20 protein-coding genes are annotated in these 18506 nt (G+C 64.8%); 2 read left to right on the top strand and 18 right to left on the bottom strand.

All coding sequences use genetic code 11. The features are described from left to right. Window positions 1–15: 15 nt before the first annotated feature. The 4 genes from rplR to ACIA76_RS08340 all read right to left on the bottom strand — a co-directional run bounded on the left by rplR (window position 16) and on the right by ACIA76_RS08340 (window position 2295). Window positions 16–423, bottom strand: coding sequence for a 50S ribosomal protein L18 (gene rplR / locus ACIA76_RS08355; RefSeq protein ID WP_397149958.1), 408 nt, complete (start codon window positions 421–423; stop codon window positions 16–18). 3 nt (window positions 424–426) lie between these two features. Beyond that, on the bottom strand, window positions 427–966 hold the full coding sequence (gene rplF / locus ACIA76_RS08350; RefSeq protein WP_397149956.1) for a 50S ribosomal protein L6: 540 nt from the start codon (window positions 964–966) through the stop codon (window positions 427–429). Window positions 967–980: 14 nt separating this feature from the next. Next, entirely contained in the window at window positions 981–1379 is a 399-nt protein-coding gene (rpsH, locus tag ACIA76_RS08345; protein ID WP_397149954.1) for a 30S ribosomal protein S8, read from the bottom strand. Window positions 1380–1971: 592 nt separating this feature from the next. Beyond that, window positions 1972–2295, bottom strand: a complete 324-nt coding sequence (locus ACIA76_RS08340; RefSeq protein WP_397149952.1) for a hypothetical protein — start codon at window positions 2293–2295, stop codon at window positions 1972–1974. Window positions 2296–3007: 712 nt separating this feature from the next. On the opposite strand from ACIA76_RS08340, the gene ACIA76_RS08335 reads away from it, so the two are divergent. Both ACIA76_RS08335 and ACIA76_RS08330 read left to right on the top strand, forming a co-directional pair. Then, window positions 3008–4549 (top strand): CBS domain-containing protein, encoded by a 1542-nt coding sequence (locus tag ACIA76_RS08335; RefSeq protein ID WP_397149950.1) that lies wholly within the window; start codon window positions 3008–3010, stop codon window positions 4547–4549. 248 nt (window positions 4550–4797) lie between these two features. Then, a complete protein-coding gene (locus ACIA76_RS08330) occupies window positions 4798–6072 on the top strand; it encodes an ATP-binding protein (RefSeq protein ID WP_397149948.1) in 1275 nt (424 codons plus the stop codon). Window positions 6073–6097: 25 nt separating this feature from the next. Here the strand turns inward: ACIA76_RS08330 and ACIA76_RS08325 are convergent, their stop codons facing one another. The 14 genes from ACIA76_RS08325 to ACIA76_RS08260 all read right to left on the bottom strand — a co-directional run bounded on the left by ACIA76_RS08325 (window position 6098) and on the right by ACIA76_RS08260 (window position 18491). Continuing rightward, window positions 6098–7642 carry a plasmid pRiA4b ORF-3 family protein gene (locus ACIA76_RS08325; RefSeq protein ID WP_397149946.1) on the bottom strand — a complete coding sequence of 515 codons (1545 nt, stop codon included), beginning with the start codon at window positions 7640–7642 and terminating at the stop codon, window positions 6098–6100. Between the two features lie 382 nt (window positions 7643–8024). Beyond that, window positions 8025–9503, bottom strand: coding sequence for an ADP-ribosylglycohydrolase family protein (locus ACIA76_RS08320; protein WP_397149944.1), 1479 nt, complete (start codon window positions 9501–9503; stop codon window positions 8025–8027). After that, window positions 9425–12466 carry a hypothetical protein gene (locus ACIA76_RS08315; protein WP_397149942.1) on the bottom strand — a complete coding sequence of 1014 codons (3042 nt, stop codon included), beginning with the start codon at window positions 12464–12466 and terminating at the stop codon, window positions 9425–9427. The genes ACIA76_RS08320 and ACIA76_RS08315 overlap by 79 nt, the downstream gene beginning before the upstream one ends. Window positions 12467–12484: 18 nt before the next feature. Next, window positions 12485–12820 carry a hypothetical protein gene (locus tag ACIA76_RS08310; RefSeq protein WP_397149940.1) on the bottom strand — a complete coding sequence of 112 codons (336 nt, stop codon included), beginning with the start codon at window positions 12818–12820 and terminating at the stop codon, window positions 12485–12487. A gap of 51 nt (window positions 12821–12871) precedes the next feature. Next, complete coding sequence (locus ACIA76_RS08305) at window positions 12872–13168, bottom strand: hypothetical protein (protein ID WP_397149938.1); 297 nt, start codon at window positions 13166–13168, stop codon at window positions 12872–12874. Window positions 13169–13514: 346 nt separating this feature from the next. Beyond that, window positions 13515–13856: a hypothetical protein gene (locus ACIA76_RS08300; RefSeq protein WP_397149936.1), complete on the bottom strand. Its 342-nt coding sequence runs from the start codon at window positions 13854–13856 to the stop codon at window positions 13515–13517. 58 nt (window positions 13857–13914) lie between these two features. Then, window positions 13915–14124 carry a hypothetical protein gene (locus ACIA76_RS08295; protein ID WP_397149934.1) on the bottom strand — a complete coding sequence of 70 codons (210 nt, stop codon included), beginning with the start codon at window positions 14122–14124 and terminating at the stop codon, window positions 13915–13917. A gap of 166 nt (window positions 14125–14290) precedes the next feature. Further along, window positions 14291–14590 (bottom strand): WXG100 family type VII secretion target, encoded by a 300-nt coding sequence (locus tag ACIA76_RS08290; protein ID WP_397149932.1) that lies wholly within the window; start codon window positions 14588–14590, stop codon window positions 14291–14293. Then, window positions 14587–14910 carry a WXG100 family type VII secretion target gene (locus ACIA76_RS08285; protein ID WP_397149930.1) on the bottom strand — a complete coding sequence of 108 codons (324 nt, stop codon included), beginning with the start codon at window positions 14908–14910 and terminating at the stop codon, window positions 14587–14589. Before ACIA76_RS08285 ends, ACIA76_RS08290 begins: the two co-directional genes overlap by 4 nt. Window positions 14911–14989: 79 nt before the next feature. Continuing rightward, window positions 14990–15175: a type Z 30S ribosomal protein S14 gene (locus ACIA76_RS08280; RefSeq protein ID WP_062507012.1), complete on the bottom strand. Its 186-nt coding sequence runs from the start codon at window positions 15173–15175 to the stop codon at window positions 14990–14992. 4 nt (window positions 15176–15179) lie between these two features. Further along, the gene (rplE, locus tag ACIA76_RS08275) at window positions 15180–15752 is read right to left on the bottom strand and encodes a 50S ribosomal protein L5 (protein WP_397149927.1); all 573 of its coding nucleotides are present in this window, start codon (window positions 15750–15752) and stop codon (window positions 15180–15182) included. Next, window positions 15752–16066, bottom strand: coding sequence for a 50S ribosomal protein L24 (gene rplX / locus ACIA76_RS08270; protein ID WP_397149925.1), 315 nt, complete (start codon window positions 16064–16066; stop codon window positions 15752–15754). Before rplX ends, rplE begins: the two co-directional genes overlap by 1 nt. 1 nt (window position 16067) lies before the next feature. After that, window positions 16068–16436, bottom strand: coding sequence for a 50S ribosomal protein L14 (gene rplN / locus ACIA76_RS08265; RefSeq protein ID WP_397149923.1), 369 nt, complete (start codon window positions 16434–16436; stop codon window positions 16068–16070). Window positions 16437–16646: 210 nt separating this feature from the next. Next, complete coding sequence (locus ACIA76_RS08260; protein WP_397149921.1) at window positions 16647–18491, bottom strand: ABC transporter ATP-binding protein/permease; 1845 nt, start codon at window positions 18489–18491, stop codon at window positions 16647–16649. Between the last annotated feature and the right edge of the window lie 15 nt (window positions 18492–18506).

Genomic DNA, 18506 nt, shown 5'->3' with positions numbered 1-18506 from the left:
GCATGGTGTTGGTCATCAGAACTTCAACCCGCCTTCCCGAGCAGCGTCCGCCAGGGCGGCGATGCGGCCGTGGTAGTCGTGGCCACCGCGGTCGAACACCACGGTCTCCACGCCGGCGGCCTTCGCGCGGGCGGCGATCAGTTCGCCGACCTTCTTGCCCTTGGCGCTCTTGTCGCCGTCGACGGCCCGGACATCGGGCTCGATCGAGGAGGCGTGGGCGAGGGTCTTGCCCTGCGAGTCGTCGACCAGCTGGACGTGCAGGTGCCGCGCGGAGCGGAACACGACCAGACGCGGACGCTCGGCGGTGCCGGCGACCTTCTTGCGCAGACGGAAGTGCCGGTGAGCCTTGGCAATACGACGCCGAGTCGACGCGTCCTTGCCGAGCGGCTTGCGCGCGGCCTTCTGAGTTTCGGTTTGTGCCATGGCTTACTTACCCGTCTTTCCGACCTTGCGGCGAACCACTTCGCCTTCGTACCGGATGCCCTTGCCCTTGTACGGGTCGGGCTTGCGCAGGCCGTGGATGACCGCGGCGATCTGGCCGACCTTCTGCTTGTCGATACCCGACACCGAGAACTTGGTGGGGGTCTCGACCTTGAAGGTGATGCCCTCGGGGGCCTCGACCGGAACCGGGTGGCTGTAGCCCAGCGCGAACTCGAGATTCGAGCCCTTCTGCTGCACGCGGTAACCGACGCCGAAGATTTCCATCTTCTTCTCGTAACCCTGGGTCACGCCTTGGATCATGTTGGCGATCAGGGTCCGGGTCAGACCGTGCAGCGAGCGGTTCTGGCGCTCGTCGTTCGGACGTACGACCTCGATCTGGCCGTCCTCACCCTTGGCGACGGTGATCGGCTCGGCCACCACGTGCGCGAGGGCGCCCTTGGAGCCCTTCACCGCGACGTTCTGGCCGTCGATGCTCACCTCGACACCGGTGGGAACCGGGATCGGCTTCTTGCCGATACGCGACATTGTCCTACCTCCCTTTACCAGACGTAGGCGAGGACTTCCCCGCCTACACCTTGCTGCTTGGCCTGACGGTCGGTGAGCAGGCCCTGCGACGTGGAGATGATCGCCACGCCGAGGCCGCCCAGCACCTTGGGCAGGTTGGTGGATTTCGCGTACACCCGAAGGCCGGGCTTGGACACCCGGCGCACACCGGCGAGCGAACGCTCGCGGCTCTGGCCGTACTTCAGGTCGACGATCAGGGTCTTGCCGACGGGCGCCTCTTCGACGCGGAAGTCGGCGATGTAGCCCTCACGCTTCAGGATCTCGGCGATGTTCGCCTTGAGCTTGGAGTGCGGCGCCTTCACCTGATCGTGGTACGCCGAGTTGGCGTTGCGCAGACGGGTAAGAAAGTCTGCGATCGGATCAGTCATGGTCATGGGTAGACCACTCACCTTTCTCGCCGCGGTTCCCATGCAGCACCCGCCTGTCTTGCGACACGCGAATCGTGGGCCTACAGCAATTCGGCTGGTCCGACCGGCTTTGGCCGATCGGTTGAGTACATGTCGCCGGAGGTCGTGTGCGGACACAGAGCTCCCCAGGCAACCGGTCTAGTGTAGACAGGGCCGTCAGCTGGGCAAAATCGGGGTGGGATGGTATCCGCCACACCGGCGGGCCCGAACTCCACCGCCGTTGACTTGACCAGTTACTCTGCAGCGCGCAATTGCCGCCCATCCCACGTGAGCCGCGCCGTCGTGACCGCATCGTCCCCATCCCCACTCGGCAACTGACGCAACTCCGCGTACTCACGCTCGATCGCAGAGATTTCCGGGCCGTCACCCCACTGACAGAGCACAAAGCATTCAGGGTGCTACCCGACGATCTGACCCCTTGAGCAGCGCCCCGCCGACTGTATCCGCGGTTCGACCGCCATAGGAATGCTCCAAGATCGCACCAGCGATCAGCCTTCGGCCGACGGAACCAGCCCATTCATCGTGTCGGCGTGATCGCGAGCGGTTCAGGTGATCCAAATCAAAGAACTTCGATCGCCGCAATGACCTCCGACAGCAACGGCAGCGACTGATCAAGCTGAGGCGCCCGAACCCACCTACGCCCCTCCCGGGTATGCCATCCGAATCCGGTCGGCAGGATCACGTTGCTACCGCTCGGACCGAGGCTGACACCGTTGCGCTCCAATCGAGCACTGCACTCCGCATCCGGCCTGCCGTCGAAAACCACCAGAAATGTGCATCGCGGCGGCCGCTCCCGCACCAAAACCGGCCCGGGAATACCACGGATCGTCAACTCGCCGAGGACCAACGCCCCCAACGGCTCCGGCGTATTCACCGCCGCCATCGACCCGATCAGAGGCAGCCCGAACAACGACCGGTACGCACAGGCCCAATCCTGAGGTGACGCAAGCCTTTCCACACGCATCGTCGCCCCTCGACTATCGCGCCCGAACGGGCGTATCGGATACGAACCGCGCCGCGGAATACGGCGTCCTCCGACGAACCAGACACTCGCCCACCCCGCACGTCGAATGCAACTTCGCGCAGCGATGCGCCTGTTCGACTGTCAGCTCACCCGGGTCGGCCGAACAGTTCGGTAGCACTGTGAATTTCATGCCGCAGCGCCACCGACACCGTGCATCCCGCCGCCACGAGACGCGGGCGCTCCGCGCACCTCGTCCCGCGCTCCCTGGGACTGCCACCCTCACGACCCGGTGCACATCGCCCACCTCGCCACCGAACCGATATTCGACCTGTTCGATCGACTCGAATTGCTGCAACGGCAACCAAGCACGCGCGGCTGTCATCTGGCCGACGATTCGGCTGAATTCGCCCGTACGGTGCTGGCTTACCTGAGTCACGACAGTCCTGTTGCGGGATAAGGCCTACAGCCACCACCTCCTCTACAACCGAGCTACCGATCACCGAGGGCAGAGAACCGGTCAGAACGGAGCCGGTCACCGAATGTGGCTGTCGCACAGCTTCTTGCACCCCGATCCTGCATGCGGTACAAACAGCGCTGTTCGCTAATCGCATGGGTGGGGAGGCGCGGCAGCATGACGGCAGAAGTGCAATCGGTACGTGAGACTCGAGCGTGGCTCGTCCGTGCAGGTAGCAACGGTGAGCGTGAAAGCCGCGCGCTCGGCGAGGGATTGGCAATAATCGGCTGGCACGAAATGGGTGACCTCAACCGGTACCGAAGCTGGTCAGCTTTGATCGACGCCGTGAAGGATGCGTATCCGGACCAGAGTCGGGCAGTCGTCGGTAACTGGGCCGGTCAGCTCTGGAAGTTCGGTGACGAAATCGCAATCGGCGACCTGATTGTGATGCGACTCAAGACGCGGCCGGGTTTTGTGGCAGTCGGCCGGGTGAGTGGCCTGTACGAGTTTCGCGCCGACGCCCCCGAGGATTTTCGTCAGGTCCGCAGGGTCGACTGGCTTCGCACCGACGTACCGTGGGAGTCGATCCGGTCAGACTTGCGTGCCAGCCTCGGCTCGCTGCTCACGGTGTGTGAGCTGGCGCGGCACAGCGCGGTCGAGCGAATCACGCGGCTCGCCGAAGGCGACAAGGATCCGGGCTTCGGCGACGACGAAGAGGTGACCAGTTCAACGGAACTGCTCGAGGACGCCGCCGACCGCGCGCCGGGCAGCCCGCGCGAGTTATCCATCCGCAGCTTCCTCGAACATTGGGGCACGGAGCGGCGGACCGCCGCAGTGGTTTCGGCGATCAAGGCGGACCTGGCCAGTAAGGGTCTGACCACTCGCCCGCCGTTCACCGAGGGACAGCTCAGCGACACCGTAGCGCTCGTCCCGCTCGGCATAGAACCGAACGAGGCCACCGTCGCGGCCGTCCCAACCCGCGGGGTCGAAGACGTCTCCGAACCCGTTCCGGTCACGCGCCGCCTGGACAACCTGCCATCGAGGTTGCAATACGTCTCGTCGATCGACGACCTGACCCGCGCGATCACGATCATGGCGCGCAATAACTTCTCTCAGGTCGCCGTCATCGACGACAACGGCGCCTACCACGGCGCGGTCACCTGGGAGTCGATCGGCAAGGCGCACGTGGCGAAGGACCGCCCGACACTGAGCGACGCGATCGTGCGCGTACCGGTCATCGACCACGACGCACTGCTGCTCGACCAGATCCGCACCATCTACGACAACGGTTTCGTCTTCGTCTATGGCCCGGACCGCCAGCGCGTCACCGGCATCCTGACGGCGACCGACCTCACCGAACAGTCCGGCATGCTGGCCCGACCCTTCATCCTCATCGAGGAGGCCGAGAACCGCCTGCGCCGCTGTCTCGAACCGTTCTGGGACCAAATCAAACCGACGCTTCCTCCGTACCTCCGCAAGCGCGCCAAGTCGATCGCGGACATGACATTCGGAAACTATGTCCACTGGCTTGCCGAGGATGAACACTGGGCCATGGTCGGCTGGCGACTGGATCATGACCAGTTCATGGAACTCTTGAGAATCGCCCACGGAACTCGCAACGAGCTTATGCATTTCTCCCCGGACCCGCTGTCCGAAAGCAAGGAGCAGGCAATCAACGGCCTGCTGGGCTTACTGCGCATGGTCGACCCTCGCCCGTAGCACCCGAGCGCGGACAAAGCCGTGCCCCGGGCAGCATGTGGTGCAGCAGCGGGCCCGGCACTCGGACGACCGCCAGGCCCGCCTCGGACCGCGGTGGCCTGCGGGCGCGGACGCTCCTTCGACGGTAATCCGCCGAACCGGGGATGCGTGGCAATACGGTCGAGGTCAGGCGATCTCACCATGCTATCGGTAGTGCACAACACCTGCTATTGGTAGTCTATATACCATGCTAATGGTAGCTTAGATCTATGGATCCATACCGGAGGCGGGTAGTCGACACCGAGTTGGACGAGCTGCTGACTGGCCTGGCAGCCGTGGCGATCGAAGGTGCCAAGGGGGTCGGCAAGACAGCGACAGCACAGCGTAGAGCTGACATCGTGTATGCCCTCGACGACGAACAGCAGCGTGAGTTGCTCGCAGCGGACCCCGGCCGGCTCGATCGAGGTCGCGGCACGGTGCTGATCGACGAATGGCAGCGCTATCCGACGGTATGGGACCAGGTGCGCCGCAGCGTGGATCGTGATCCGCACGCAGGTCGGTTCCTCCTCACCGGCAGCGCAATACCCGCCGAGACGCCGATGCACTCGGGAGCCGGACGGATCGTGCAAGTGCGAATGCGCCCGATGAGCCTGGCCGAGCGGGGAATCTGCGAGCCGACGGTCAGCCTGCGAGCACTGCTGTCCGGTCGGCGGCAACCCCTCGAGGGCGAATCCCCGGTCGATCTGCCGGGGTATGTCGAGGAGATCGTCGGCTCGGGTTTCCCGGGAATTCGCCCCTTACCTGCCCGGGCCCGTCGCGCGCAGCTCGACGGCTACATCGCCCGGATCGTCGAACGCGACTTCCCCGAGCAGGGACATCCCATCCGGCGACCGGCGACCCTGCGGGCGTGGCTGACCGCCTACGCCGCGGCAACCGCGACCACCGCGTCCTATAACACGATCCTGGATGCGGCGACCTCGGGCGAAAGCGACAAACCGGCGAAGACGACGACGATCACCTACCGGGACGTTCTGTCGCAATTATGGCTACTGGATCCGATTCCCGGCTGGCTCCCTGTGGACAATGCCTTCGCCCGGTTGGCCCAAGCACCCAAGCACTTTCTCGTCGACCCCGCGTTGTCGGCGCGCCTACTCGACCTGACCCCAACCGCACTGCTTTCCGGAACCGGGTCCGGCGTACGAGTTTCCTACAGCACCAATACGCTCGGCCAGCTATTCGAGGCTCTGGTCGCGCTGTGTATTCAGGTCTACGCGCAGGACAACGAGGCCAGGGTGCGGCACCTGCGCACTCGAAACGGTGACCACGAAATCGACTTCATCATCACCGGGCCAGGCGGCCGGATCGTTGCCGTTGAAACAAAGCTCGCTGCGACCGTCGACGAACAAGACGTCGCCCACCTGCGATGGTTGGGCACCAAGGTGGGCGATCTGCTCGCCGACGCTGTCGTGATCACCACTGGCCGATACGCATACCGCCGACCCGACGGAGTCGCCGTGGTGCCCGCGGCATTGCTCGGCCCGTAGTAGCAGGACCGCTGCCGAGCCGGCACTACTTCCGGCGTCTCGTATTCCGTCGAAGGCCGGCCAACGCGTCGTTGATCTCGTTCACGCCGAAGTGCGCCGGGTCGAATTGGTCGGGTCGGTCGACGCCGAGCCAGTCGAGCCGCTCGGCGTGCTCTTCGTGGTCGGGGTCGTCGAGGATCTCCAGCAGCTCCGAGTACCCCCAGATACCGCCGCAGTCCTCGGGGGGAGCCATCCGGCGGCCGCCGACGCAACGCGGGTAGGTGGCGCCTTCCTCGCACGGCGAGGAGTCCTCGACGGCGATCGCGTGTTCCCAGCTGTCGCCGAAGTCGTAGGTGTAGGTGAGTTTTGCCCCGGGCGCGGAGGCGACCTGTTCGAGAGTGACCTTCGTATCGGATCGGAATCCCAATTCGGGATTGGCGACACCGAATTGGCCGTAGGCGGTGTCGAAGACGTACATATGTGCCGAATCCCAGTCGAACGCAATCTGCAACAACTCGTGCAGTTCGCATAGCGGGATATCGCCGGGGACCTGCAGGCGCCGCCAGATCGGTGGTTTGGCTCCACGCAGGTCGACGCGTAGCTGGAGCACAGGCGCCTGCCCGTCTCTCGTCTTGCGCTTGGCGGGCAGTTTCGGGGTCGACTTCGCCGGGGTGGCCGCTGCCCGGCCGCCGGGCAGCGCGGCAACCCGATCGAGTGCCGCCAACAGGGTGGTTCTGTCGATTTCGCCCGGGACAACGTGCGGCGGCTTGGGTTTCGCCGACAGCGGCAGCGCTCGCAGCCGGGCGCGCAGCAGTGGCGCGAGAACGTGGTACCCCGGACCGTCCTCCTCTTCGAAGTCGTCCTCGTCGAACAGATCCGCGGCCTCCATGACATCGTCGAAGCCCTCGATGTCATCGGGATCGGACGGATCGTCGTCGCGGTCATGATCGTCACGTATATCCATCGCGACCTCGACCCGCCACCGAAACTCTGCAGGGTCCAAGGTCGTTGTGGTGAGCCGGACCCCGTCACGTCGGGCGTTGTGACACAACTCGGCGAGCGCCTCGGTGAGATCGGCGGAGTCCAACAGCATGATCTCAGCGGCTTCCCCGCACTCGTCCGGGTCGAGCAGAATCATCACGCCATGTGCCGCCCCCGCACGGTCGAAGCGCGCGGCAAGCACCAGCGCCTCGCCGCCCTCGCCCACTTCGACGCAGTCACGCGCGGTAACCGGGGCCGAGAGCGCCATCGTCCACTCGGGGGTCGCGACATCACGTGCCCGCAGTCGGTTCAGCCCTGCGGCGGCGGCCCCTCCGACTCGCTCTCCACCGATCGTGCCGAGCACGGCGAGCATCCCGGCCGCCCGGTGGTCGCCCACCACCTCGATGGCCTGGAGAAGTTCGGCCGCTGCGGCATCCTCCAGATCCGTGCCGAGCAAGCCGATGGCACCCAGAAGCATCGAGCCGAGGACTTCCGCTTGGATCGGATCGGTGACCTCGGCCAACCCTGTAAGAATCGCCTCCGTCACGACCTTCGGATCGACTGGGTCGCCGGTCTCGTCGAGCGAGTCGTCGCATGATTGACCTGTCACGTCGAATAGGGGCGTGGGCCAATGATTTTCCGGTCGCTTCGCGGGTGGCGTGCGCTTGCTCACGACGATGACTGTCCCACATCCGCCATCATGGACATCGGGCAGATGCCGAGGAAATCATCGGCCGAACCGAGCGGTCCGGTCTCGACACACTCTCGAAAGTGGTTGAGTAGCTTGACCCATCGAGGCTGCGCGGGCAACTCCAGCAGTCTGTTCGATAGAAGGGCGTGCCGGTCTCCAGGCGAACTTCGGCTTCGCGTTCGCCTTGTTGATCAGAGCTTTCTCAGCCATGTGCTCAGTTCTCCCCGAACAGGAAGCCGAGTTGCTCGAGCAGGGCTCAGCCCTCCTCCTTCCCGATACGCCGGAATGTCTCCAAGAGTGATCAAGTAGGTGGGTAGCGGCGTTGCCATTCTGTGTCGGTGAGGGTGTCGCGGAGTTCGGTGGCTAGGTCATGGGCGAGGGTGTCGAGGGTTTCGGTTGATTTGACCGGGTCGCGGAGGACTCGGGGGACGGCTTGGATTCCGTATTCAGCGCCGATCAGCAGTCCTGTTGTGGCGGCCACCTGGGGGCGGTGGGTGGCGTAGTTCAGGGCCAGTAGGAGTGCTTCGCGGACATAGTCGCTGACCATGGCGGAGTAGAGGGCTATGCCGAGTGCTTCGGCGCCGTCGGCGCCGCCGTTCGGGAAGTACTGGCGCAGGTTGTCGGCCTGGGTGGGGGCCCACTCGTTGCGAACCAGAGCGACCGTGTTGTCGATTATCGCGAGGGTCTTTTCGTGACCGGGGCGAAGCGCCAATTGGCCGTAGCCTGCGGCGAGGCAGTCCAGGAATGGCTGGTCGCGGATCTGTTGGTGCAGGACTACGGCCAAAGTGGCTGCGGGCAAGTAGTCGTCGGGGTGGGGATGGGTGAGGGCGGCGAGGGCGACGGCGAGATCGAAAGTCTCGGAGAGGTCTTCGGACCATACTGCGGCGAGGGCGGCGCGGACCAGTACGTCGGCGCCGCGGGCGTTACTGCGGGGGTTTGTGGGGGTCGAACGAATTCCGGTGGTGGCGAAGGCGATCAGGGCTTCGATGACCGTGGGGTCCGGTTCGCGATGGACTCTGAACTCGGTTTCCTTCGCGACAAAGCCGTCGGGCCGATCGTGCTCACCGGCATCGCGCGCATAGACACCACCGTAGACGGACCACTCGTTGACTTTCTCCACGCTTGACTTCATGTGGTAGAGCCAGCGCTGATATCCGTGCTGCACGGTCGACACCGGATCGACCTCGTGCCCTATACGACGTCCGCTCAATGCACGCATCAGCCCCTCGGCGGCATATCCCATAAGCTGTGCGCCCCAGGACGACCTCATGTCCTCATCGGGTAGATAGTCGACCAGCTTCTCTTCCACTTCCACCGCACCACCGGCATACCAGGGATACGCCTTCAACCCACCGAGGTTGCGCGATCTCGCAAATGCATCACCAACAGCGGCGGACACCATTGCCCCACGCAGTCGCTCGGCCCCAGTGGGTACCGCGAGCTGACCCACGGCCCCTGGGCGATTACCGGTGATTTCATCCGATCTGGAGCTGTAGTCCAGCTCGGCTTCCAGCGATGCCTCGACATCGACGTAATGCAGGTTGTAATCGCTGCCCTCTACCATCCGGCTTTCCGGTCGGAATTCCGTACGATGCCGCCACCTCTTCGACCAGTCGTCGTGCCAGAACCCGATCTTGAGACCTCGCCTGCCCTGCTCCTTGGTCGACCAGCCCTTCGGGGCGATCCGGGGATCCCTCACGGTCACTCCTCCTTGAGACTCTTCACGGCCGCCCAGGAGATCCTCAACCCGGGCTCCATAAATACACGCTTTCCCAGCCACGACAGCTCGCGCGACTGTCCAGGAAGAAGACCGTCCGGCCTACCGAGCTGCGAAATCTCCTGCGGTTTAGGGAATTTGGACGAACCGACCTGGAACTCCTCGAGCATCTCCTTGGCCCTATCGATCGCAGGCTCGAGGTCTTTCAACCGAGCTTCTCGATACGACCTTTCCGGCCCCTCCGGAAGCGAATCCCGCTCTCGCATCAGCAGTTCGGCTTCCTCGCTTGCCTTCTTGAGTTCATTGAACAGCCGAGGCCGGATCTGGTCGACGGCTTGCTGCTGATTGGCGAATTCGAATCCTTGTCGCGCCCAGGCGTAACTTCCGACGTCGATATTGGCACGCAATACCACTTGGTCTACCCCCGACTGCCGGTACCACTCGAACATGGCTTTGTTCAGATCAGCGGCACACCCTTGACCACGCACATGTTCTTGCAGCCTGAAGTAGGTATGATCGGCAAGGATACGGACCCCGTCGTTGTAATAAGTCCGCGTGGCATGCCCAACCTGTACTCCGTTTGCGTCGTAGAATCTTACTACCGTATGCAACGTTTGCGAGTGGCCGGAGACCTCCTCGACCCTAGCCCGCAGCCCGCCGTACTCACCATCGATAGCCCGCTGAAGCTGCGGCAATAACCGCGCCTGGTCGACCTTTAACCCCTCCGGCGGAAACATATCCCCGAGATTCGGCTTAGGCTCGATCGGATGACTCGGCGAATCACCATGCCCAGCCGCCGATCCCGAAGATTCCGTCCGCTCCGGACTGACATGCTCACGGTCAGGTCGCTCGACCGGCCCACGCTCCGGTCGGGCCCTCTCCGGCCCACGCGGATCCTCGTATTCGGTCGGCCGTCGGCCTTCCCCCGGATACGAAGGAGTATCCGGCCTACGCGGCGACTCGATGCGGGTCTCCGGCGGCCGATGATGCTCCACCCCCGGCCGCGCTGCCGGATGCGAGACCGGCGGATTCAAACCCCCACCGTCCCAGCCGGATACATGCCCAGCCGGAGAAACGGGCTCACGAGGATCGCGGAGCCAAGGTGGCATCGGAGGCCCGCCGACGGCAGCGCGCGGCGGCGTGCCCGTCTGGTGGGTCGGCGGCTCATACGGGTCATGCGGTCCCGGGGCGCGCACAACGCCGTCCGAGCGCGGGCCCACCATCCTGTCCTGAGGATGCGGCGCAGATTCCATGGGGCGGAACGGATCCGCGCGATGCGGAGGTATCGGCTCGCCGTGTGCGGGGTGACCCTGTCCGTAGGGATCACGCCGAGGCGGTGAAACAGCCTCCGGCCGTATGGAATCCGGATGCACACGAGCGGCGTCCGCAGGCCCGTGCACCGCATCAGGGCGAACGTCATCCGGCCGCATACCATTCGGTCGGAACGCGTCCGGATGCGCGCCATCCGGCCGACCAGCACTCATTCGGGTAGCGTCCGCAGGCCCGTCCGGCCGTCCGCCACCATCCCACCGCGAACCCCCATGCCCAGCGTGGTCAGCAGCCGAATTACCCTGCCTCACACCGTCGGACCGCCCACCCCCGAACGACTGCGCCCCGCCCGAATCATGACGCCCCCCGGACGCCGGAACGTCCGGCCGATACGGGAAATCCGAGCGCACCGGCATCGGGCCGCCGTCCGGACGCCCCGGCCACATCGGACGTTGCGGTGCCGAGGACGAGACCGGGGCCTGCTGCGCGGACGGGTCGAATCGCGGCTCCGGACCGGAACCCGGTGCACCGGAGCGCAACCCCACATCCTGAAGATCGGACGCGCCCCCAGAACCGGACACCGGCGCATGCGCCGAACCCGATGTCGAACTGGCGACGGTCGGAGCCTCGAGCCGGGCAGGGACCGCATCAACGCTTGCGGAATACACCCGATCAGCCGAATGATCCGGTGGTGCAACGGATTCGGCGCGAACCTGATTCGGCGGGACATCGACCGGATGCACCGCGCTGGCGGGCGTTTGCGAGACGGCCTGCGGCGCATTCGCCTGAGCATCGCTCACGTGGGCGGATGTGGTTGGCGCACCGCCTGATTCGCTACGAACGGATTCAGCGCCCGCACGCCCGCCATGCCCGGCCCCTGCGGTACCACCACCAACGACGGCCGCCTCGAACACCGACCTCGCGTTCAGATCGACATGCCCGCCGTTCCACGCGGCCGGAGCGACCCCGCCCGCCACCGCACCGACCCCGCCGCCGACCGAACTGGCGACCATATTGGTGCCGAGGCGACCCGCGGCGGACTCGACGGTGTCACGCAGGACCGACCCCACGGCCCGACCGGCGAGGCCAGCCGGGGCCCCTGCGAGCGCGCCCATTCCGGCGGTCTCGCCGAGGCTGCCCCAATCCATGTCGTGACGGTTGCCCTGGCCGTATTGCAGCGCCTGCGCCGAAACGTTCACCCCGGCATTGAGACCCGCGCCGATCGCTCCCTCGATCGCCGCCCGCCGAGCGATCTGCGCGGCGGCGCCGGCAAGGCCCTTCGCCATCAGCTTCTCGATCAGCTGTTTGATCACCATCCGCACGGTCACCCGCGTGGCCGCGACCGCGAGCGCCGCCTCTACTTCCCCAGCCAGCGGGACGAAGATGTCGAACGCCAGCTGCGCGGCCAGGGTGACCAGCGAACCGATGATGACGTACTTGGTCAGCTCGATATCGTTGGCGCCGTCGTAGAGCTGTTTCGCCTTGTGGTCACACCACTGCGCCAGCCCGGGCAGCGCGCCCTTGTCCCGGCCGACCTTGTCCCAGAACTGATCCAGATGTTCGTGGATATCGCCGTCGACGGCCGACAGCGCATCGCGCATGGCGGCGTCGGTGGGCTCGGAAATCTCCTCGAGCGCATTCGCCGTCGCCGACCAGGCATCGCCCAATCGGCGCATCGCGGTTTCGTCGCCGTGCGGCCATGGACCCGCCACGATCCCCATCACCGGCTCGAGCCAGCTCGGGATGGTCATCCCCATCGAAGAATCCCCCCAGATCTAGAACTGCGAAGCCTGCCGCAACCCCTGAGCGCCGCCCTCATCCTGGCGCTGGACCGCATTCGCGGCGGCAATGATCTTCGAACCGACCTGCTCGAGTATGTCGGGCAATGCCGACAGATGCTGCAGCCCCTCCTGCAGGTCGCTCGTGTAACCGTCGTTGTTCGTGCCATGCGCGAAGGCCTTGCCGGGATCATCGTCCCCCCAGCACTGTCCCTCCGCCTGAATCACCTGCTGCAGGTGCGCAATTGCCGTACGCACATCGTTCGACGCCTCGGCGAATGTGGGGGCCGGGCGCGCGAACCCGTCCAGGTCCATCCGAAACTTGTCACTCATGGCACAGACATCCTAAGGCCCACCGCGGCTGGGCACTGCGCCCGCACCTGGTCAGTCACCGCTGAACCAGAGGTAGCCATGGAGGCGGATGGCCTTCTCCGCGGCCGCTCGGAGCTCGGCGATCATTTCCGCGTCACTGTCGCCCTTCGGCGTCATGCCCGCCAGTTCGTCCAGGAAGAATGTGAGCTGATACGAATTGAACATCGTATCCGCGTATTGGTGGATGCCTCTCATCATCGACCCCAACGGAGCATCCAGGACCGAATCGGTAAGCCACTGCGCAAGCGGACCGGAAATGTGTTCGACCTCTTTATGATTAATGGCTTGAACTATGACGCCGATACCCACGGATCCTCCTGGATCGGGTACATGTTGACGATGGTCCCCCAGCGGTCGGTGATCACCTTGTACCGCCTCGTCGGTTGCCCACCGTTATCTATTGATCTATTGCCGATGTCGCGACCAGCATCGACCTCGGGCTCGGAGTTCCCGTAGCTGTTCGGCCCCCGAGCTTCCACGTCCCGGACTGCCTCAGCCAATGCCCCGAGATCCACATCCTTCGAGAACGCATCCTCGGCTCGACGTCTGCACCGGGTCTCACGGTAGAGATGTACGACTTACCAGAAAGCCTTGTGCGCGCCTCATCCCGTTCGACCCCGGTGAGGCAGACTCTCGAACGCCACCCGCCACCGATCTAGACGACCAGCGTCAACAATGAAGGAGCCGGCAGGCTGTCCGGGCGATCATCGGTTACCCACCCGTACTCGATGGCGGACAGGTAGCCACCGTTGGTCCAGACGGTGATCTCACCTGTGTAGTTGCCGTCGACGTCGCGAACCTGCGCGTCCACGGGTATCTCGCCGTCGGCGATGTCGGCGCGCTCGGCCTCCCGCTCAACCTCGAGATCGACGCTGGGTGATCCCTCTCCCCAGGTAGCGACCACACGGGTGAGGGGTAGCTGGGCCTTGAGCTGCTGCGCCCCAACGAAATCCGCCGAGAGCAGCTCGTTGAGCACCTCAGCTTCACGCTCGGTCAACGGGCGAGGATCCACCGGTACGACACCCAACTCAGCTCACCTTTCCTTAGTTCGAGAATCAGGGAATGAACGCCGTGCTGATCTTGAATACACCGTCGATCATCGCTCCACGAATCGTAATCGTGTGTCCGTTGATCGTTCGAACGAGCGGGTTCGCCTTCCCATAGATCCCGTTGGGAACGTCGTGGACGCTCTCGACAATCTGATCCATCGCGCCATCCTGCCCACCGCACGACTCGACGAACTCGTCCAGCTTGTGCTTCGGCACGAAGACGTGGTCCAGGCGGACTCGCTGCTTCCGGCCATCGATCCGGTGCCGTCGTAGAGCGCGCTGACGAGTTTCGTTGTGACGGTGTCGATGCCGTCGCCGATATCGGTGAGCTTCTTGGCCCCGTCGTAGTAGGTCTGGGGATTGATATCGAGCCCCATCGGACTTACCTGCGGCCGAACATGCGAGTGTTCGCGTTCACCGATGACGTGTACTGCCCGTGCGCATTACGCGCAGCGGAGCTCATCTCCGCAACCCCGTCGACGAATTCCGCTGCGGCAGCGGACCATTCGCTGTGTGCCTGTTGATGCGCCGCGGCGGCGGCGCCGCTCCATGATCCGGCGTGGACCGCCGCCACCTTCTGGTCGAGTGTCGTCAGGTGATCGGAGATGAATGCGGTCAGGCTCGACAGGCGCGTCACGACATTGTCGAGCTGCTCGAGGTCGACGCTGAATTCGTCGGTCATGACATGTTCAGCTTCGGGATCTCGGCGGCGAATTGGTTGTCGTGGGCGCCATAGGATTCGGCGGTCACGCCGAGGGTGGATGCGAGTGTGGCCAGCGCGTCGATGATCTTCTGCCCGCCGTCCCGGCATTCCGACCAGCCCGCGGCGAAGCTGTCCGCCGCCGATCCCGTCCAGCCGCCCTTGGTCAGCGACTCCACGTCACGACCAGCGTTCGTCAGCGATGCGCGGAGAATGTCGGCGAGATCGTAGGCGTACTTACCCAGTGCCGACACATCATCCGGAACGACGACAAGCGCTGGGCTCCCCCCACTCTCACTCACCATCGCAGGCTAGCAGCCCTACAACGACGAGAACCCGGCACAGCCGAAGCTGTGCCGGGTCACCGTCGAATATGCAGACTTACCAGGAAGCCTTGTGCACGCCCGGCAGCTCACCGCGGTGAGCCATCTCGCGCAGGCACACGCGGCACAGGCCGAACTTGCGGTAGACCGCGTGCGGACGGCCGCAACGCTGGCAGCGGGTGTAGGCGCGGACGGCGAACTTCGGCTTCGCGTTCGCCTTGTTGATCAGAGCTTTCTTAGCCATGTGCTCAGTTCTCCTTGAACGGGAAGCCGAGGTGACGCAGCAGGGCACGGCCCTCTTCGTCGTTGGTCGCGGTGGTCACGACGGTGATGTCCATACCGCGCGGACGGTCGATCCGGTCCACGTCGATCTCGTGGAACATCGACTGCTCGGACAGGCCGAACGTGTAGTTGCCATTGCCGTCGAACTGCTTCGGCGACAGACCGCGGAAGTCGCGGATACGCGGGAGGGCGATGGACACCAGGCGGTCCAGGAACTCCCACATGCGGTCGCCACGCAGGGTGACGCGGGCGCCGATCGGCATGCCCTCACGCAGCTTGAACTGCGCGATGGACTTGCGGGCCTTGCGGATCTCCGGCTTCTGACCGGTGATCAGGGCCAGATCGGCCACGGCGCCGTTGATCAGCTTCGCGTCGCGGGCGGCGTCGCCGACACCCATGTTCACGACGACCTTCACCACGCCCGGGATCTGCATCACGTTGGCGTAGTTGAATTCGCTGTTCAGCGCGTCCTTGATCTCCGCGCGATAGCGCAGCTTCAGACGCGGAGCGATCTTCTCTGTGTTTTCCACGGTGGTCATCAGATGTCCTTCCCGTTGCGACGGGAGATACGCACCCGCTTGCCGTTCTCGTCGGTGCGGTAACCCACGCGAGTCGGCTTGCCGTCGGAGTCGACAACCATCACGTTCGAGACGTGGATGGGCGCCTCCTGGGTCACGATGCCGCCCGAGCTGGCACCGCGCTGGTTCGCGGAGTTCGCGACATGCTTCTTGATCCGGTTCACGCCCTCGACCAGGACCTTCTCGGCCTGCGGGTAGGCCTGGATGACCTTGCCCTTAGCGCCCTTGTCCTTGCCCGAGACGACGATCACGGTATCGCCCTTGTGCACCTTCATGTCAGAGCACCTCCGGGGCCAGCGAAACGATCTTCATGAAACGCTTTTCGCGCAGCTCACGGCCGACGGGGCCGAAGATGCGGGTGCCGCGCGGATCGTTGTCCGGCTTGATCAGCACCGCGGCGTTCTCGTCGAAACGGATGTAGCTGCCATCCGGACGGCGACGCTCCTTGGTGGTGCGCACGATGACGGCCTTGACGACTTCGCCCTTCTTGACGTTGCCGCCGGGGATGGCGTCCTTGACGGTGGCGACGATCACGTCGCCGATACCTGCATAGCGACGCGACGAACCGCCGAGCACGCGGATGCAGAGAATCTCCTTGGCACCCGTGTTGTCGGCGACGCGCAGTCGCGACTCTTGCTGAATCACTTCAGCTCTCCTCCTGGACCTGGACGATATGCGCGCCGGATTACCGACCCGACGGGCATGGTCAGCTGCCCTCCGAACGCGCGCCTGCCAGCGGTTTTGCATGATCGAAGCGATCAACCACAGGGGGTTCACGGCCTGAGTGCGGGCACAACTGTCCCGCAGGCAACCTGGCCAGTGTAGCGAACGCGCAGGTCGTACCCAAATCGGGCCCTAGGCCGACCGGACCAAGGCCCACGAGCCGTCACCACCCAGTTCCAGCCGTTCGCGATGGAACCGATCGACCGTACTGCGATGCGCGACGCTGACCACCACGGCCTCGGGCGCCTCGGCCCGCAGCAGGCTGTAGAGCGCATGCTCGAGCCCCTCGTCGACCGCCGAGGTCGCCTCGTCCAGCAGCACGACCCGGGGCCCGGTCAGCAACACGCGCGCGAAGGCCAGCCGCTGCTGTTCCCCGGGCGAGAGGATCGCGGCCCAATCGGCCTGTTCGGCGAGTCGATCGGCGATATGACCCAGATGCACCTTGGTCAGCGCCTCGCGCAGGCGATCGTCGGGGATATCGCCGGGCTCGGCCGGATAACTCACGACGGCACGCAGATCCCCGAGCGGCAGATAGGGCACCTGCGACAGGAACATCGTGGCGTTGCCGTCCGGATACCGGACCGATCCGGTTCCGTAGGGCCAGATTCCGGCGAGGGTGCGCAGCAGCGTCGTCTTGCCGCTGCCCGAGGCCCCTTTGATCACGAGGGCGTCGCCGGGGTTCAGCCGCAAATCGAGCTCCGAGATGAGCAGCCCGCCGTCGGGGCGGCTGACGCTGATGTGATCGAGCTCGAGCGCCGAGGCGAGCTCCTCGGCCCGCACCGCGGGCAACGCCCGGGACTGCTCACCGGCGCTCAGCAGTCCGTCGAGCCGGATCAGCGCGGCCCGATACCCGGTGAAGGTCGCGTAATTCTCCCGGAAGAACGACAGCGAATCGTGAATCTGACCGAATGCGGTGGCGGTCTGCTGCAATCCGCCCAGGGTGATCGTGCCCTGAAAGAACCTGGGCGCCTGCGCGATCAACGGTAGGACGACCGAAACCTGGCTGACTCCGAGATTCCAGCCGCTGAATCCGACGGTCCGATAAACCAGGCGCCGGTAGACCTCGAGGACCACGCCGAATCGGGACAACAGGCCCCGGAGCTCGTTTTTCTCGCCACGGTAGAAGGCCACCCCCTCGGCGTTGTCGCGCACCCGCACCAGGGAGTAGCGGAAGTTCGCGGAGCTGCGCTGGTACCGGAAGTTCAACCGGATCAGTGGACGACCGATCCAGAACGCGATGACCGAGACGAGCAGGACATAGATAAGGACCACGAAGGTCATCGCCCGCGGGATATCGGCCCCGAACAGCGTCAGCGGGCCGGACAGATTCCACAGGATCGAGGTGAACGACACCACCGTGACCACCGCGGCCACGGCGCCCGTCGACAGGTCCCGCGAATTCTCGACGAAGGTCGTGATGTCCTCCTGGATTCGCTGATCGGGATTGTCGATGGTGGCGTCGATGAACCGTTCCCGGTACTGCGCGTGCCCGTCCAGCCAGTTCGTGGTGACCCGGTCGGTGATCCAGCGGCGCCAATGGATTTCGAAGATCTGGCCGATGTAGTAGTCCACCAGCGTGCGCACCACATGCACGGTCACGACCACCGCGAAGATAAAGACCGAGAACCAGAATGCGTGTTCGGCGGCGGACAGGGCGGCCCGCTTACCGCCGGCGAAGGCCTCGGCGGCGTCCTGCAGAGCCGTGTACGTGTCGTTGGACTGATATGACAGCAGGACCGTCACACGGACCGAGCCGACCGCCGTGAACAGCAGTGCGGCAACGAATCCCAGCGTCCGCCAGGCGCCCGGGCCGGTGAAGTAGGCGCTGCTCAATCGCCAGAACTGCCGTCCCCATCGGGTCGTGGTGAACAGCAGCGCGGCGATCAGCACGAAGGCGACCACGGTGATCGAGTACGCGATGAGCAGCCACTTCAGCGAAGCGACGAGCTCATCCCCCCAGTCCCTGGATGTAGGCATGCGAATTCCCATGAT

This window comes from Nocardia sp. NPDC051570, assembly GCF_044454005.1.
Lineage (GTDB): Bacteria > Actinomycetota > Actinomycetes > Mycobacteriales > Mycobacteriaceae > Nocardia.
This window is presented reverse-complemented; position numbering and strand designations above follow the sequence as displayed.